The 16,963-nt window shown below is 56.3% G+C and carries 18 protein-coding genes; all 18 read left to right on the top strand.

Annotated elements, in window-relative coordinates; genetic code table 11:
* Window position 1 precedes the first annotated feature (1 nt).
* The 18 genes from ACULM0_RS06900 (at window position 2) to ACULM0_RS06815 (ending at window position 16,944) form a co-directional block, all read left to right on the top strand.
* A complete protein-coding gene (locus tag ACULM0_RS06900) occupies window positions 2–823 on the top strand; it encodes a hypothetical protein (protein WP_463679689.1) in 822 nt (273 codons plus the stop codon).
* Window positions 820–1,614: a pyrroline-5-carboxylate reductase gene (gene proC, locus ACULM0_RS06895; RefSeq protein ID WP_463679688.1), complete on the top strand. Its 795-nt coding sequence runs from the start codon at window positions 820–822 to the stop codon at window positions 1,612–1,614. Before ACULM0_RS06900 ends, proC begins: the two co-directional genes overlap by 4 nt.
* Before the next feature lie 56 nt (window positions 1,615–1,670).
* The gene (locus ACULM0_RS06890) at window positions 1,671–2,858 is read left to right on the top strand and encodes a BaiN/RdsA family NAD(P)/FAD-dependent oxidoreductase (protein WP_463679687.1); all 1,188 of its coding nucleotides are present in this window, start codon (window positions 1,671–1,673) and stop codon (window positions 2,856–2,858) included.
* 106 nt (window positions 2,859–2,964) lie between these two features.
* Window positions 2,965–3,189, top strand: a complete 225-nt coding sequence (locus tag ACULM0_RS06885; protein ID WP_463679686.1) for a FeoA family protein — start codon at window positions 2,965–2,967, stop codon at window positions 3,187–3,189.
* A 9-nt stretch (window positions 3,190–3,198) separates the two neighbouring features.
* Window positions 3,199–5,178, top strand: coding sequence for a ferrous iron transport protein B (feoB, locus tag ACULM0_RS06880; protein ID WP_463679685.1), 1,980 nt, complete (start codon window positions 3,199–3,201; stop codon window positions 5,176–5,178).
* A gap of 77 nt (window positions 5,179–5,255) precedes the next feature.
* Window positions 5,256–5,696: a nucleoside deaminase gene (locus ACULM0_RS06875; protein WP_463679684.1), complete on the top strand. Its 441-nt coding sequence runs from the start codon at window positions 5,256–5,258 to the stop codon at window positions 5,694–5,696.
* A 107-nt stretch (window positions 5,697–5,803) separates the two neighbouring features.
* Window positions 5,804–6,895, top strand: coding sequence for a sensor histidine kinase (locus ACULM0_RS06870; protein WP_463679683.1), 1,092 nt, complete (start codon window positions 5,804–5,806; stop codon window positions 6,893–6,895).
* Entirely contained in the window at window positions 6,873–7,520 is a 648-nt protein-coding gene (locus ACULM0_RS06865; RefSeq protein WP_463679682.1) for a response regulator, read from the top strand. Before ACULM0_RS06870 ends, ACULM0_RS06865 begins: the two co-directional genes overlap by 23 nt.
* A 16-nt stretch (window positions 7,521–7,536) precedes the next feature.
* Entirely contained in the window at window positions 7,537–7,971 is a 435-nt protein-coding gene (locus ACULM0_RS06860; protein WP_463679681.1) for a DMT family transporter, read from the top strand.
* A 143-nt stretch (window positions 7,972–8,114) separates the two neighbouring features.
* Window positions 8,115–9,005 carry a hypothetical protein gene (locus ACULM0_RS06855; RefSeq protein WP_463679680.1) on the top strand — a complete coding sequence of 297 codons (891 nt, stop codon included), beginning with the start codon at window positions 8,115–8,117 and terminating at the stop codon, window positions 9,003–9,005.
* Complete coding sequence (locus ACULM0_RS06850; RefSeq protein ID WP_463679679.1) at window positions 9,002–9,940, top strand: ABC transporter ATP-binding protein; 939 nt, start codon at window positions 9,002–9,004, stop codon at window positions 9,938–9,940. Before ACULM0_RS06855 ends, ACULM0_RS06850 begins: the two co-directional genes overlap by 4 nt.
* A gap of 6 nt (window positions 9,941–9,946) precedes the next feature.
* On the top strand, window positions 9,947–11,257 hold the full coding sequence (locus ACULM0_RS06845; protein ID WP_463679678.1) for an ABC transporter permease: 1,311 nt from the start codon (window positions 9,947–9,949) through the stop codon (window positions 11,255–11,257).
* Entirely contained in the window at window positions 11,241–12,392 is a 1,152-nt protein-coding gene (locus ACULM0_RS06840; RefSeq protein WP_463679677.1) for an ABC transporter permease, read from the top strand. Before ACULM0_RS06845 ends, ACULM0_RS06840 begins: the two co-directional genes overlap by 17 nt.
* Window positions 12,393–12,453: 61 nt before the next feature.
* Window positions 12,454–14,157 (top strand): hypothetical protein, encoded by a 1,704-nt coding sequence (locus tag ACULM0_RS06835; protein ID WP_463679676.1) that lies wholly within the window; start codon window positions 12,454–12,456, stop codon window positions 14,155–14,157.
* Window positions 14,154–14,369 (top strand): hypothetical protein, encoded by a 216-nt coding sequence (locus ACULM0_RS06830; RefSeq protein ID WP_463679675.1) that lies wholly within the window; start codon window positions 14,154–14,156, stop codon window positions 14,367–14,369. The genes ACULM0_RS06835 and ACULM0_RS06830 overlap by 4 nt, the downstream gene beginning before the upstream one ends.
* Window positions 14,359–14,802 (top strand): YaaR family protein, encoded by a 444-nt coding sequence (locus ACULM0_RS06825; RefSeq protein WP_463679674.1) that lies wholly within the window; start codon window positions 14,359–14,361, stop codon window positions 14,800–14,802. Before ACULM0_RS06830 ends, ACULM0_RS06825 begins: the two co-directional genes overlap by 11 nt.
* A gap of 434 nt (window positions 14,803–15,236) precedes the next feature.
* Window positions 15,237–16,244: an aspartate--ammonia ligase gene (asnA, locus tag ACULM0_RS06820; protein ID WP_463679673.1), complete on the top strand. Its 1,008-nt coding sequence runs from the start codon at window positions 15,237–15,239 to the stop codon at window positions 16,242–16,244.
* 64 nt (window positions 16,245–16,308) lie between these two features.
* Window positions 16,309–16,944, top strand: a complete 636-nt coding sequence (locus ACULM0_RS06815) for a CPBP family intramembrane glutamic endopeptidase (RefSeq protein ID WP_463679672.1) — start codon at window positions 16,309–16,311, stop codon at window positions 16,942–16,944.
* Window positions 16,945–16,963 lie beyond the last annotated feature (19 nt).

Genomic DNA, 16,963 nt, shown 5'->3' with positions numbered 1-16,963 from the left:
GATGAAGACCATAGCAATTTTCGAGCGGAGAACGTACATTAAGAATCGGATCAAAAAGGTCTTTTCCGATGAGAACGTCAAGTTCATCGAGCCCCAGACCCTGACGGCTCTCCAGGTGCTCCTTTCTTCAGAGGATACACCGCTGGATCTGGTGATCATGGAGGAAGTGGCCGAGAATGCAGAGGAGTTCGAGGCGTTGAAATTGGCGCGACGCATGCGCCCGGGACTGCCGGTGGTTCTCTTCACCTCTACGACATCGAGATCTTCCTTTGTCAAGGCGATCAAACTCGGTGCTACGGATTACATATTGCATGATATCGATGATCGCGAACTGAACCGCCGGGTCAAGCGTCACCTGCTCAGCGCCTTTCAAGATGAGGAGATGCGTATCGGCAAGGTCGTCATGCCCTTTGATCAATACCTAAAGGGAGAATTGAAAAAAGCGGAGAAGGGGGGATATCCCCTCAGCCTCGGAGTGGTCATGATTCATCCTGATGATGATGTGAAAATCGTGGACGATGACCATTACCACACCTTGATCCAGGAACTCTTTGTATCGCTTAAGGAGTTCTACTGGGAGACAGATGTCATTATTCGATACTCCAATCACGCTTTCATCAGTGTGTATCCCTTCTGTGAGGCCAGTCGAACCAGTGTGATTTTCGACAAAATGAAAGAGTACTTCGAAGCAATCCAGCTCAAGAAGGATGCTTACGACCATTTCAAGATGACCAATTTGTTTGTCTCTTACCCCGACCATGGAAATCAACCAGGGGAGCTTTTGGAGGCGTTAGATGATAAGATGAGGAGGAATGAAGCATGATCGGTGTGATAGGATTTGGGAACATGGCTTCGGCTATTATCGAGGGAACGCTTAAAAGCGGACTCTTTAAACCGGAAGAAGTGATCGCTAGCACGAAAAGTTTCGATAAGCTGAAGGAGGCCAACAACCAGCTGGGGATTCAGATCGCCCTAGAGAACAAGGAAGTGGCCAAGAAGGCCAATATCCTTATGTTGGGGGTGAAGCCCCATCTCGTGGAAAAGATTATCAAAGAGATTCGCGATGATGTGGCGGAGGATACGGTGATTGTCTCCATCGCTGCAGGCATCACCATCAACAAGATGTCCCGGGCCTTCGGACGCGAGATGAAGATCATTCGGGCCATGCCCAATACCCCAGCCCTCGTGGGTGCCGGCATGACGGCCATCAGCCCCAACGATCAGGTGAGCAAGCGTGAGCTACAGACGGTGCTCGACCTGTTCAACGCCTGCGGAAGAGCCGTGGTCGTGGAGGAAAAGGATATCGACGCGATCAGTGCGATCAGCGGGTCGTCACCCGCCTTCGCTTTCATGTTCATAGAGGCGCTGGCCGATGGTGGCGTTCTTATGGGCCTCAAACGCGAAGATGCCTACGTCTTCGCCGCCCAAGCGGTACTCGGGGCGGCTAAGCTGGTACTCGAAACAGACAAGCATCCCGGCGAACTCAAGGATATGGTCTCCTCGCCGGGTGGTACAACGATAGAGGGTATCAAGACCCTCGAGGCCAAGGGGCTCAGAAGCGCTCTGATCACGGCCGTTGAAGAAACGACGAAGAAAGCAAAATTACTGGGATGATCCCGGGGCCCTTTTCCAAATGGGAAAGGGCTTTAACCATGAGAGGAAGAAATGGAATGACTTACGATACGATCATCATTGGCGGCGGTGCCGCCGGACTATACGCGGCTGCACAGCTGGCCGGAGAAAAGGTACTCCTTCTGGAGAAAATGGACCGACCGGGTCTCAAGGTACTGGCCAGTGGCGGTGGACAGTGCAACTTCTGCCACGCGGGGAGCCCGCAGGAACTTCTGAAGGCTTTCCACGACGGACGCTTCGCCAAGTTTGCCTTACGGGCGCTGACCACAGAGAAATTGCGCGCGCATTTTGACGAGTTGGGGGTCCCCAGTCTGGTTCGTGAAGATGGCAAGGTGTTCCCCGAGTCCTTGAAGGCCTCGGATATCGTCGGAGCCCTGAAGAAGCGGGCGATCGATCGGGGGATTCAAATCCGGACCACCACTGCGGTCACCGGTCTTTCCGTTTACAACGGCTACTTCACCGTGAAGACCGACAAAGAGCGCTACAGTGCCCGTCGTGTGCTCTTGGCAACGGGTGGCTTCACCTATCCACAGCTGGGGTCGAGCGGCGACGGGTATGAGCTGGCCGCGGGGATGGGCCATGGTATTAGGGCGCCCAGACCTTCGCTCGCCCCGGTCGAAGTGAAGGACGCCTGGATTCACAAGCTATCGGGTATCGCCGTACCGGCCGCCCTGGTAGATGCCCGCGGACGACGTTCGGAAGGCGATCTGCTTTTCACGCATGACGGCTTATCCGGCCCGCTGGTCTTAGATCAAGCCGGCGATCTTTCCGCAGGTGAAACGATCCGCTTGGATTTCTGGAGAGCCGACCTAGAGGGGCAGCTTATCGAAGCCGCGGCTTCAAAGGGTGCGACGACCGTCGGAGCATGGTTTGGTGCCCAGGAAAAGCTCCCCGGACGTCTGCTCACCGCCCTCCTCGGGAGCCTATCGGCGAAACGGCTGGGCGATCTAACCAAGAAAGAGCGCGCACAATTGGTGGAGCACCTGACGGCACATCCCCTTCGGATTCATCGGATTAAGGATGAGCGGGCCATGGTCACGCGCGGTGGTGTTTCTCTTGAGGAAGTGAACCCGAAGACCATGGAGTCGAAAAAAGTACCAGGACTCTATCTACTGGGAGAAATACTCGATATCGACGGCAGGACGGGCGGATACAACTTGCATTTTGCCTTCGCGTCGGCACAACTGGCTGCCCAGGCCATCATCAAGGCCAACAAAAGCGAATGACAGAAGGGTTGTTAAGGTTTTACCGCATGCCATTGACAACGCCTCTCATTCGCATTACAATAAAGATAGCAAATGATAAATACTTTCGATTAAGGGGTTGACAGTTATGTCATTATCTGGTGCTAAAAAGGGGACCCGCGTGGTCTTGAAGGATATCAACTGGGGCATGCGACTCAAGAAGCGGTTGACGGACCTAGGCTTGACACCAGGTGTCGAGGTAGAAGTCTTGTCGGATACGGGAAGAGGACCCATGATGCTGAGCGTCCGTGGTACGCGTCTGGCCCTCGGGCGCGGCGTGTGCGACAAAATTTTCGTGGATCAGCTCAACTAGGTGGTCGCTATGTCGAAAGAGCGAACCATCTGTCTGGCCGGAAACCCGAATGCAGGGAAGACCACGCTCTTCAACCGCTTGACCGGTGCCAACCACTACGTGGGCAACTGGGCCGGTGTGACAGTGGAGAGAAAAGAAGGTCACCTGACCCACCGGGATGCAAGGATCCAGGTGGTCGATTTACCCGGTATCTATAGCCTGTCCCCCTATTCCCTTGAAGAGAAAATCGCCCGCGAGTACCTTTTAGACGGGCGATTTGATTATGTGGTCAATATTGTCGATGCCACAAGCCTCGAGCGCAACCTGTACCTGTCCACACAGTTGATCGAACTGGGGATGCCCACGATCATCCTGCTCAATATGATGGATGAAGCGGAGAAACGCGGGATGACCATCGATGCAGACCTGCTCTCGGAAAGACTCGGCGTCCCTGTGATCCCGATAGTTGCGCTGAAGGGGGAAAACCTGGAAGCGGTGCTCGATAAAATCGTCGCAGGAGATCAGGCGACTCCCAAGGGCCATCCCCTGATTACCTATGATGCGGAGACGGAAGCGATGCTCGAGACCATTTCTTCTGCCATCGTGACCGGTCCCTATCCAGATCGCGAGCGTTGGACCAGTCTGATGATCTTCGAACACGATGAGATCATCAGAGAGAAGGTTACCTTTTCTCGAAGCTTGGAAATCGATCATCACAATGGTGAGAAAATCATCCATCAAAAGTACGACTTTATCGGTCGCTTGATCGCTGAGGTGGTGCACTACGCACGACCCATCGGGAGCACCCTCACCGATCGCATCGACAATGTTCTGCTCAACAAGGTGTGGGGAATCCCGATTTTCCTGGGTATCATGGGGTTGGTCTTCTACCTAACCTTTAATATTGGTAATGTTTTCGTCGAGTACATCGATGTGTTTTTCTCTGAGCTGCTCTCCGGATGGGTCCGCGGAAGTCTCGTCGCCCTGTCGACGGCCCCTTGGCTGATCAATTTGATCGTCGATGGTGTCATCGGTGGTGTCGGAGGTGTGCTCACCTTCGTGCCCAACATCGCGATCTTGTTTTTCTTCATCTCGATTCTGGAGGATTCGGGCTATATGGCCCGCGTTGCCTTCATCATGGACCAGTGGATGACAAAGGTGGGGCTCAGTGGGAAGACCTTCATCCCCATGATCTTGGGCTTCGGATGCAACGTGCCAGCCATTATGGCCACGCGAACCCTGGAAAATGAAAACGACCGTCTCCTGGCGATTTTGATCAATCCCTTCATGAGCTGCGGGGCGCGTTTTCCCGTCTACGTGCTCTTATCATCGGCCTTTTTCCCGGAGCGGGCCTTTCTGGTGACCTTTTCGCTCTATCTGCTGGGTATTGTGGTGGCCCTGGCGGCGGCTTTCGTCCTTCGCCACACCCTTTTCAAGGGGGAGGCCTCCCACTTTATCATGGAGATGCCGAGCTACCGGCTACCGGATCTCAAAAGCTTGTTCGTGCATGTTTTCGAACGGATCAAAGGGTATTTGATCAAAGCGGGGACTGTCATCTTCGCGGCCTCCGTGATCCTGTGGTTCGTCTTGAACTACAACTTTGCAGGACCCGCTGCCATCACCGAGAGCTTCGGCGCCAGCGTCGGTAAAGCGCTGGCCCCGCTCCTCCGTTTCAACGGATTCGGTACCTGGGAGGCTGCGCTGAGCCTGCTCACGGGGATCTTCGCCAAAGAGATTGTCGTGGCCAATATGTCCATCCTCTATGGGATTTCCGATAGTGCCTCGGCGGCTGGGATCTACGGGGCTTTGTCCGCACAGTTCACACCCCTGTCCATCTACGCCTTCTTGGTCTTCGTTCTCCTTTACACGCCCTGTGTGGCGGTGATCGGCGTGATCAAGCGTGAGACGAATTCCTGGAAGTGGACGGGATTTTCTGTGGTCTACCAGCTGGCCATTGCCTGGGTATTATCCGGGTTGATCTATCAAATCGGCCGACTTTTTATCGGATGAGGAGTCATACAGGAGAACCGACGCTTTGCGTGGGTTTTTCTTCATTTTGGGGTATGAGTATCCTAGGAGGTGATCCTATGATTGGTTGGATGAAGCTGGCGATCGAAGAGGCCAGGGTTGGTATCAAAGCGGGTCACGGTGGGCCCTTCGGGGCGGTGGTGATCTGCAATGGCAAAGTGGTCGGAAAGGGCCACAACGAGGTGATCCATCGCAAGGATCCGACGGCACACGCCGAGTTGTTGGCGATTCGCGAAGCGGCCGAGACCCTTTCGACCGTCGACTTGTCCGAATGCACATTGTTCACGACCTGCGCACCCTGTCCCATGTGCCAGGGAGCGATCCAATGGGCAAGGGTCGGGCGCATCTATTACGGTTGCACGGCCGGCGATGCAGAGAAAATCGGTTTTGACGATGCCAGGTTTCAGGAGGATCAACCCGAGATGCACCCGATCGAACGGGAGGCTTGTCTAGAACTCTTCGCACAATACGAGGCTTTGCCCGATAAAGAGAGGTACTGACGTGTGTCGGTACCTCTGCTTGCTTTCTGGACAAAGGATCCAAAATTCGAGACTTTCGTGTTAGAATGAACAGTGAGAGTAGGGCGCCAATAAGGGGGGGAGAGACGTTGAGGAAGGCACATCGCTGGATACTATTGGGCGGCTGGATGCTCGTTAGCCTGCTGTACTATGCGGAAGAAGCCCCCGTGGGCAATCGACGGCTCTGGATCTTGTTCTGGATAGCGGTGGTAACCCTCCTTTACACCATGAGGGTATGGCGGCGTGTGCCGCCGCACACCCTCTATCCCCTGGTGGCCCTCGGTGCCGTGTGCATCGAACTCCAGTCGGCGCGGCTCCTGTCCCCAACGGCCCACCTGCTGCACCTTTACAACCTGGGTGCCTATGCCTTTGATGAAGACCAGAGGGATCGGAAGCTTACCTTTGTACTCTTGACCCTGGCGGCGCTGTTTAAGTTTCCCATCGCCTGGGTTTACGGGGTCCCCACCGTCTTGAACGAAATGGTCCTCTTCTACGGACTCCTACAGCTCTTCGTCACGCTGGGAATCCTTCTGCTCGATAGATACCGGGCGGAAAAGGCAACGGTGGCTGCTCTCTACAGCAGGTTGCGCAAAGAAGTGGTCCACCGCGACCAGCTGACCCTGGTCAAGGAAAGAGAGCGTATGAGCCGGTCGCTTCATGATACCCTGGGCCACCGTCTCACCGAGGTCCTCTTGCGATTGGAGATGTCTACCATGCAGGATCCCCAGCTGATGGCGGCCAAGGATAGGCTGCGCGAGGGGTTGTCCGAACTACAGGCGGTGGTGCGTGATCTCCACAGGATCGAACCGGTGGACCGGATGCTCGCCCGTCTCGCGGCCATGGGCTACACGGTCGACCTCGAGGCAGGGGGAGCCGAAGCTTACCTGACCTGTACACCGGTAAAAACAGTGGTGCGGGAGGCCATTACAAATTTTCTCAAACACAGCAACGGAGAGGCCCTCCGGGTGTATCTCACCGCAGGAGATCAATCCGTCCATCTGACCATTGCAGACGATGGCATCGTGAGCGCACCGCCGATACCGGGCAGAGGCCTCGGTGGCATGCGCGAATGGATCGAAGAACTGGGCGGATCACTGGCGATTCGCACGGAAGAGGGTTTCGTACTCGATGTGGAACTCGACAAGGAGGTTTGCCGTGATGAAACTGGCGATAGCCGATGACCAATCGGTCGTTCGGGAAGGGCTGAAGGCCGTCCTGGAGGCCAAGGGAGAGGGAGAGGTTAGGGTGGTGCTCACTGTCCCCGATGGCGAGACACTGCTCGCCCACCTCGATAGGCAGACCCCGGACCTCTGTCTGGTGGATATCGACATGCCGGGTCTCGGTGGCATCGAAACGGCGAGACGGTTGAAACAGAAATACCCGCAGATCAAGGTCGTACTCCTGACCACCTTCATCCGAGACGATTACATCGATGGTGGGCTGGCCGCCGGGATCGATGGTTATCTGTTGAAAAGCCAATCGCCCGAGAAGATTTTAGAAGCCCTCACAGAGGTGATGAAAGGTGGGGCCTTCATCGAACCTCAGGTGCTGGGCAAGGTGCTCGGTCGTATGAAAGAGACCGTGTTGCACCCGGCCGAGGAACTCCCGCTCACCGAGCGAGAACGCGAAATTGTGGCCGGTGTGGGGCGTGGGCTCAACAACCGTGAGATCGCCAGGGAACTCTTTATCAGCGTGGGGACCGTCAAAAACCATCTCACCCATGTGCTGGGGAAACTGGAGCTGAGGGACCGTACGCAGCTGGCCATCTTTGCCATTGAGCGGCGCATCGGAAAGGAGAAACCATGACGCAGAAAACCAAAGGATGGCTTGCCATCACCGTCCCGATCATTGCCTGGGGCGTTTTTTTGTCAACACCAAGGTATTGCTAGATTACCTAGGCCCGATGACCATCGCCGTTCTACGCTTTATCCTGGCCACAGTCATGATCCGTCTGCTCCTGGCCTACAAAGGAGCGCGCGATCCGCTCAAGCGCCGTGATGTACCCATGTTCCTCTTTGCTGGCGGTGTGGGGATCGGCCTGTACTTATATTTCGAAAACACGGCAGTGCAACTGCTCAGCGCCTCGATGACCTCCTTGCTAATTGCCACCATCCCTGTCTTCACTCTGGTCACAGAGGCGGTGCTTTTCAAGCGCCGTATCGAGCGGAGGCAGCTCTTCTTCTTTGTCATCTCCCTGGTGGGCGCCATTTACCGGCCGAGGGGAAGACGCGCGGACAAGGCATCGATTGCATCCTAAGAAGACCCTTCCGTCGCCGGGAGGGTCTTCTCATCTATGACAAAAGTCACGGTGAGGGGCGTCAGTTCGTGACGTGGGGTAGATGGTGATTCCTCATGAATCGGTATACAATGGACTTGAAGAGATAGAAAGGATGATGAACCGTGAGACTATTCAAGAGAGCAAGCCTACTCCTGCTGCTCCTCGCCCTCCTGCTTTCCGGCTGTAGCAGTCGTGATTACGAGGATCTCGAGCGCGCGATTGCAGAGACCGAGTCCCAGACCCATTACGACACTCACCTGTATGTACGGATGGACCTTGCCCTAGAGGCCGGGCACGATTGGTCCGACGGAGCCGTGAAAAACTTCCAGCGCTTTAAGACGGTCCGCGTGGAACAGTTGGCGAAACTGCGCGGCGATGTGCGCTCGGATCAATACTACCTGGAAATTGGAGGCGTGGGTATCTCCCTGACCTACCATGAATCGGCACAAGGGGCCTACATCGGAATCCCGATGATCGGTCGCTATATGGCCTTCGACGACCTGTCGTCGACGGGTATCGCCGGTGAGATCCAGTGGGGTGAAGCGGAAGCCTACATGGAGACCTTCGAGGGGATAGAGGACCCTGAAACACTCCTCGTCACCCAACGGGAAGCACTGACGATGGGCGATCAGACCCTGCGTACCGATCGTTACGACCTATCCGTGGACCCGACGTCGCTCGCGGAAGCCATTCGCAAGAGTGCGGTGGCCACGGCCAAGGAGGAGGACCGAGCGGAGATCGAAGAAGCCCTGTCCGATCTGGAGATCCTAAGCGGAACAGTGACCTACTGGGTTGATGCCGACGGCCGTGTGGTGCGAGAGGTCCTGGACAGCGCTGTACGCTTCGGTGCGCTCACCACTTCCATCGGCTACACCCTCGAGAACGAGAACTTTGGCACGTCGGATGCGCTGCAACTGCCCGAAGTGACAGCTGATCGATTGGTGGATCCAGAGGAACTGACCGAGGAAGCACCGAATCTCATGCGCCTCTTTGAGGGGGGGAGCGGATCATGAACCTGTTACGCGTCGAGAACCTGGAAAAATCCTATGGCAAGATTCGGGCCGTGCGTGGCGTGGATCTCGAGATCGAAAAGGGTGAAATCTGTGGTCTTCTGGGACCGAACGGGGCGGGCAAGAGCACGACCATCGCCTGCATCAGTACCTTGTTGCGACCCGATGCAGGGACCTTGACCTATCGCGGTAGCTCCGTCGTGGAAAACCCCGGATTCATACGAGGGCAGATCGGCGTGGTCCCCCAGGAAATCGCGCTTTACCCGACCCTGAAGGGCATCGACAATCTGCGTTTTTTTGGCAGTGTATACGGGTTAAAAGGCCAGGCGCTCGATGATGCGATCGATCGTGTGGCTGGGATCATCGGTATTGGCGACCGTCTCCACCACCGGGTCGATACTTACTCTGGCGGGATGAAGCGTCGACTCAATATCGGCGCCGCCCTGCTCCACGATCCCGAGCTGCTCATCATGGATGAACCCACCGTGGGCATTGACCCCCAGAGCAGAAGGCACATCCTCGATACGGTCCTTCGCCTCAATCGTGAACAGGAGATGACGGTACTCTACACCAGCCACTACATGGAAGAGGTGGAGACTCTGTGTGAGAAAATCCATATCATGGATGAGGGAAGGGTGATCGCGCGGGGGACACACGCTGAGCTGATGCGTTCCTTCGGCGGCGAGCAATACTTGCACCTTTCTTTCAAAGGCGGGACAGGCAACCTTGAAAAGGCCCTGGGGCAGCTCGCCGGCGTTCAGGCGGTCACGGCTGAAAATGGTGGCTTTCTCCTCACCACCGACGCGCCTGCTGCGACCATGGGCGCTGCTGTAGACTTGGCAAGGGAGACGGGCTGGCATCTGAAGACGCTGGAACACCGCAAGCCCACGCTGGAAACCCTTTTTCTTCAGCTCACTGGCAAAGCGCTCAGGGACTAGGTGATCATGATGAAAGCACTGATCGCAAAGGACTTGAAGATCCTACTATCCGACCCCAAGCAGATGGCAGTGCTTCTTCTGATGCCCGTGGTCCTCTGTACGATCCTGGGCATGGCCCTATCGAGCACCTTCGAAGGGGGCAAGGGTATAGGCAGAACCCGAGTGGCCGTGGTGATGGAAGATGGCCGAGAAGGCTCGGGCGGTCTGGAGGACCACCCGCTCCTGGATATGATCCCCGAGGAAGACCGCGGGGAAGTGGTCGCTGCCTACGATCCTGAGGAGGCGGAAAGACTTTTCTTCGATACCTTCTTGGGTGATGAAGCTCTCGCTGAACACCTTCAGATCGAGCGGATGACGCTGGCAGAGGGCAAAGAAGCCCTGGCTGGGGGGCGTGTGCACGCGCTACTGGTCCTTCCCGCGGATTTTTTCGATAGCCTGGCCATCAACCTGATGACACCCTTTGAGAAAAAAACCGAGATGACAATCCGCGGTGGTGAGAACAACCGAACACGAACGACCTTGATGGCCGAGATCATGGGTGCTTTCGAGCGAGCCTTTGAATCCCGAGTTGGGATCAAGAACGCCGCCATCACCCTGGCCCTGCAGACCGATCGCACTGTAGAAAACGATCTTTTTGACGAGCTGGGAGAAGAGAACATTCAGTTGACCCTGGAAAACAGGGGTCCATCGCCCACCATCGATGCGATGAGCTACTACAGCGCGGCCATGCTGGCCATGTTCCTGCTCTTTGCAGCGGGAACGGGGTCCGCGATGCTCTTGGAAGAGAAGATCGACGGCACCCTCGACCGTATGCACCTCGGCGGCGTGGCGAAGGGGCAGATCATGCTGGGCAAAACAACGGTGATCAGCGCCATAGCCCTCCTGCAGATCGTGGTCATGATCGCCTATGCAGGAGTGGCCTTCGGCGTGCGTTGGGGAGATCCCGTCGCGCTGGTCGTTTTGGCCCTGACCCTCGCGGCGACCATCGGTGCCATGGGTCTATTCTTCGCCCTGTGGACCCTCAACAGTGGGGACTTCAGGGTCTCCCGCATGCTGGAGTCCGTCGTCTTCCAGGTGATGGCTCTGCTCGGTGGCTCCTTCATTCCAGTGGAGGTGCTACCGGCCGTATTGCGGCCCTTGAGCTACCTGCCGATGAACGGGGTGGCCCTCAGGGCCTTTCTGACACTGATGCGCGGCGAGGGACTCGGGGCCATCACCTTTCACCTGAGCCTGCTTCTACTGAACATGCTCTTGTTCGCCGTTCTCGCTTTTCTGCAGCTCAACAGAGGAGGATCTGAAAATGCTAGCCATTCTTAAATTGCGGTTGATCCGCTTGAAAGAAGAATACAAGATCCTTCTCGCTATGATCGGCATGTCTCTCGTGCTCACCTTTGTCTTCGGTGGTGCTGGCACCTCTATGCCTGCTCCCCTGGTGGTGATCTCACCGGCGGATCTCACAGCGAGTGAAGAACTGGCCGCTGATCTGGAGGAACTCGGGACCTATAGGGTCGAAGGCACGACGCGCGAAGAGGCTGCCGACGCCTTACGCAGGGGGGATGCCACTGCGCATCTGGATCTACCTGAAAATTTCGAGACCCTACTCTCTGAGGGACACCCGACCCTATCGCTTGTCAGCACGAAGAGCGACCTGGAGACAGGAACGCTTGTGCGGCAGATCGAGAGTATCCTGTCGACCCGTGTAGAGGAGGCGACGGTAATCGACCTGCTCGAGAGCACCTACCCGGAAGCGGGTACCGACGAGGTGAAACGTGCGCTGGCGCAAGGTCAGGCGCGGTCCGACGTGCTGCACACGAGAATGACCATTGCCGATTCAGGGGAGCGGGTGGCCTATGTGGCCGAGACCATGATCGGGTTCACCGTCATGTTCGCCGCCTTCACCCTGGTCTTCGGTATCGGGGAGCTGATCACCGAGAAGAAGCAGGGGACCTACTGGCGACTGCTCGTCAGTCCGCTGTCGAAGGTCCAGATCATCATGGGTAACGCCGTGGTGACGGTTTTGATCGGCCTGGTCCAGATGACCGTTGTCTTTACCGTGGGGGTGCTGGTTTTCGGCCTTCCCTTTGCCGATCAACTCTCGGGTCTTCTGGTGTTCAGTTTTCTCTACGTGAGCGCTATGGTGGCCTACGGGCTCTTCTTCAGCACCTTTCTGAAGACTCCCGGACAGTTGGGGGCCTTCTCTCCGCTCGTTCTCACGGCCATGGCCATGATCGGGGGATGTTTATGGCCGCTAGAGATCGTCCGGTCACAGGTGATCCTCGCTCTTTCGACGATCACTCCGCACCGCTGGGCCCTGGAGGGCATGCGCGGGCTCGTAGTAGGCGGCAAAGGGTTGACCGATCTGATCCTCCCTCTGCTGGCCCTCGTGGCCATGATCCTGATCGCCGGTGCTGCCGGTGCCTACCGGCTCCGTCGCGAGACCCCGGGCCACTGAGGAAACTTCTTAAGCTTCGGGTGGCCGATGCCGATATTATCACTCAGAAAGGGTGAGGATCTTGAAGATTGCACAGTGGCTCAATCAAATGACGACACCGCAGACCAAGGGTGTCAACAACGTGGTGGCGGAGAATCGCGAAATCGCCGGCGAGGGCCAGGTGCTGAAGGACCTCGGCATGGCTCCCACGGAGGAAAACCGCGAAGCCGTGGCCTATCTGATGGCCGAAGGTATCGAGCCGACGGAAGAGGCTATCGATGCGGTGAAGACCCTCTTAGGGGAAAAAACACCACCGGCGGTCGTCCGCAATGTGCTCGGTCTTGTGGTGGCCAAGGATATTGCCCCCACTGCCGAGAATCTCATGAGACTGGCAAATGTGCTCGTCGATCGACCGGATTACGCTTCGCTTTTCAAAGACCTCGGTCTGATGCTAGGACAAGGGGAGGGGGTTGCCGCGCTACCGCTTGATACAGCCGATCCCCAAGCCCTCGCACAGGCGCTCAAGCTGGAAATCCACTTCGGTGCCCTCGAACAGCTCCCCCTCGGCCCCTTGGCGACTGCGTCTGAATCAGCCACCGTGGGCCCGTTGTCATCCGACGGGATGGAGCATTCTTCCGGAGGGGCGTCCACGATCGCGTCTCCGGAACGAGAGCATCCAGTCCTAGCAAGCGATGATGTGCCCTTGGATAGGACCCAGGCTTTCCTCGAAACCGCAACGGAGCAGATTGCAGCGCTTGTCGCCGACATCGAGGCCAAAGGCTACCCCCTGCCCGAGGTGGTTTCGCGTGAGGACCTGACGATGCTCCTCGTGCGCGAGACCACCGAGCGGACCCTGGCGGCTGAGTCGGCCTTTCGGACGGAAAAGCAGACGCTATTGCACCTGTTGAAAGAGGTGGAAGGACCGACGCCACGAGCTGCTCTCACCGAAGCCATCGAGCGGATGGATGACCTGATGACAAAGTCCGACCTCACCCTCTACACGAGCATGGAGGAAGAAATAGCCCTGGGTAGCTGGAGGCGTAACCTCGCGCAAGCCCGGCAATTGCTGGAAGAGGATGATTTTACCGGAGCAAAAAAGTTGACCGCAGGCGTGGAGAAGGCACTTGAGCGTCTGACGCTCTCCTTCGAGAAGGTGCACATAGAAGTGCGACCGAAAATCACGGCACGGGCCGACATGACCGGACGGCAGGGGCTCGAACAACTGAGACGCATGGGCTTCAACCATGAGATCGAGACGGCCAAGTCGCTTCTGAAGGAAAAGCCCTTGCCCGAGCCGAACCTCAAACAACTCTTGATCTCACTGAAGGAAGCCTTTGGGGAAGAAGTGGGTACCGGGCTCCGCCGATCCATCGAAGGGCAACAGCTGCAGAACAAACCGACGCACCAGATGCAGGACCAATACCACTTTCAGATTCCGGTGACGATCCAAGAGAAGATCAAGCCGCTTTCGGTGATGATCAATGCAAAGAAAGAAAACGGTCGCGTCGATGCCGCGAACTGTGAACTCTATTTCGTACTGGACCTCGAACGTCACGGGAAGACGGGCATTCGCCTTCAGATCACCGAGGGGCGTGTGAAGACCACTGTGAAGAACGATGATCTGGCCTTTCGTGAGGATGCCAAGCGGGCCCTCGCGCCCTATGGGGCCTGGCTCTCCGATATGGGCTTCGAACTCGCAGAGATGTCCTTTTCCTCGCTCGCTTCGCAGAGCAGAACGATGGCGCGTACAGAAGCACTGACGGATCGATTGGATGTGAGCTTATGATGGAAGATGAGAAGGGGCTCTATGCCCTGGCGGATCGGGTGATTGCCCAGGCCAAGGAGCGCGGGGAGACGTCCGCCATGGATCGCGATTTTTTAAAAGATAACCTGGACATGGATCTGCGGGAGCACCTGCCTATTGAGATCTACCAGATGATCTACGGGCTAGTTTCTGTATTCGATCGACTGGAGGCGGGCTTATCAGATGAAGATTAAAAAGACGGAGAGAAGCGGTTCCACCACCGGGACTAAAAAGAAGAAGGCGGCGACGGAATCGCCCCGCGTCAGTTTCGTGGAGGTCCTGAAGCACCAGTCCATCGACGACCAGCGGGTGGTCCTTCAGGAGATGCTCGATGAGATCGAGGACATGGGCAATCACCTCGTTCAGACGCGTACGGTAGAGAACTTGCTGGCTTACAAGGAGATGGTAAAATCCTTCGTGGACGAGGCCGTGAAAGAGGGATTGACCGTTGAGGAACGCGGTGGTTTCTCGCGGCGTGGCAGAACAAAGGTCCTTCGGCTGGTTGAACAGGTGGACAAGAAGCTCTTGGAACTGACCGATATCATCCTGCGACAGGAAAAACGGCAGCTCGAGATCCTGCGCAAAGTGGGGCAGATCCAGGGGCTCCTGCTGAATTTTTTCGTCTGACCGTTCTGCACACAGGGATGTGATGGCTTCATAGTGCCGGATTTTCGAGCTCGAAAAAATTATTTTTTATCGACGGTCAATCTTGACATGTGCCCGATCCTGGCGTAAGATATACAAAAGTTGTAACATGCGAAGACGGGACCCGTTTTCCTCGTACGCTCTTTCGATAAGCGAACCGATGATGGTGAGAGATCGGTGGAAAGAGGCAGGAAGGCGCAACTTCCCCGAGCATCCGATCGAAAGTCCCCCCGGGACGAGTAGTAGCGGACGGCACGCCACCGTTAAACGGCGCGCACTATGATTGTAGTTGCGATCTCGAGACGTGTTCTCCCTTTGGGGATGGTACGTGAACGAGGGTGGTACCACGAGCGATGCCTCGTCCCTTGACGGACGGGGCTTTATCTTTTTTTGAATGAAATGAAGGAGTGAGAAGGATGGCCAAACTGTTTATTCCCGAGGGATACAAACCTAAACTAGACCTGCTGCAGACCGAGGTGGCGATCAAGGAAACCAAGGACTTTTTCGAACACTCGCTGGCCCACGCCCTGTCTTTGACCCGCGTATCCGCCCCCTTGTTCGTGAAAGTGGACACGGGCCTCAACGACAACCTCAACGGTGTGGAACGTCCCGTGGCCTTCGATGTACGCGACACGGGCGATCATGTGGAAATCGTCCACTCGCTGGCGAAATGGAAGCGCATGGCGCTTCACCGTTATGAGATTGGCGTCGGGGAAGGGCTTTACACGGACATGAACGCTATCCGCCGCGATGAGGAACTCGACAACATCCACTCGATTTACGTGGACCAGTGGGACTGGGAGAAGCACATCAAGCGGGAAGAGCGCACAGAGGAGACGCTGCGCGAGATTGTCGAGACAATCTACGATGTATTCAAAGCCACCGAAACCCATCTGCACGAGCGCTACCCATCCCTTGAGCGAACACTGCCGAAAAAGATCGTCTTTCTCACCACCCAGGAGCTGGAGGATGCCTATCCCGAGGCCACACCGAAGGAGCGGGAGGATCTTGCGGCAAAGGAGCACGGTGCCGTGTTCCTGATGAAAATCGGCGGGGCACTCGCCTCCGGTGCCCCCCACGATGGCCGCGCACCCGACTATGATGATTGGGAGCTCAACGGTGACATCCTGTTCTACAACCCGATGTTGGACAACGCCTATGAACTCTCCTCCATGGGAATCCGAGTGGATGAGGAGGCGCTGGAGAGACAGCTCGAGATTGCCGGGACCACAGAGCGCAAGCACTTCCCCTTTCACCGCATGCTTTTGGATGGGGAGCTACCCTATAGTGTCGGTGGCGGTATCGGACAATCGCGGATCTGCATGTATTTCCTGCAGAAAGCTCACATCGGAGAAGTCCAGGCAGCCCTCTGGCCCGATGAGATGATCGAGACTTGTGAAAAACACGGTATAAAATTACTGTAGCTTTCGATATAATGACAGTGTGCCTGGTGCAGGGCACCTGTCATTTTTTTCGGAGGGGATGTCGATGCGCAGGGAAAACTGGATGATTCTCATCATAAGCATCTTGGTGCTCTCCTTCGTGGACGGTGTGATGGCCTTGCCCTACTATGTTAAGTTGCTTTTTAAATGGGGTTTGTTTGGACTCTTTCTCTACAATAGAAGGGATCGGGTATTGGACTGGTGGACAAGACCTCTGCCCTCGGGTCCAGCCCTTCGGCGCCTCATGGTCCTCGCCCTCCTCTTCGCCGTAAGCCTGACCCTAGTCCTTCTGCCCTTCCTAGGTGGTATCGATCGCGAGATGCTCCGTCAAACGGTGTTCGAACGGTACCGACTGCAGGGTTACGCTTTTGTGCTCGGTGCCCTGTACCTGATCATCGGTAATGCCCTGCTTGAAGAACTGGTTTTCCGAGTGGCACCAGAAGATGGGAAGAGAAGCACCCGGGTGATCTCTGCCCTCTTGTTCTCGATTTATCATTTGACGAATTTTGCAGCTTACGTGACGCCTTGGTTGGGCCTGCTGGTGATGCTGGTCCTTTGGACGGGAGGTCTGTTCTTCTCATGGCTGCTTAGAAAGTTCGGACACATTTTGTATCCCTATTTCTTTCACGCTGCCATCGATCTGGCTATTGTCATGGTCGGGGCCGTCCTTTTGTTCACGTGAACCATTTGATACAATAGAA

Source organism: Halotolerantifilum yawarlongkerapense, from assembly GCF_054506745.1.
Note: the sequence above shows the minus strand (reverse complement) of the source record. Positions and strands in the feature narration are given on the sequence as shown.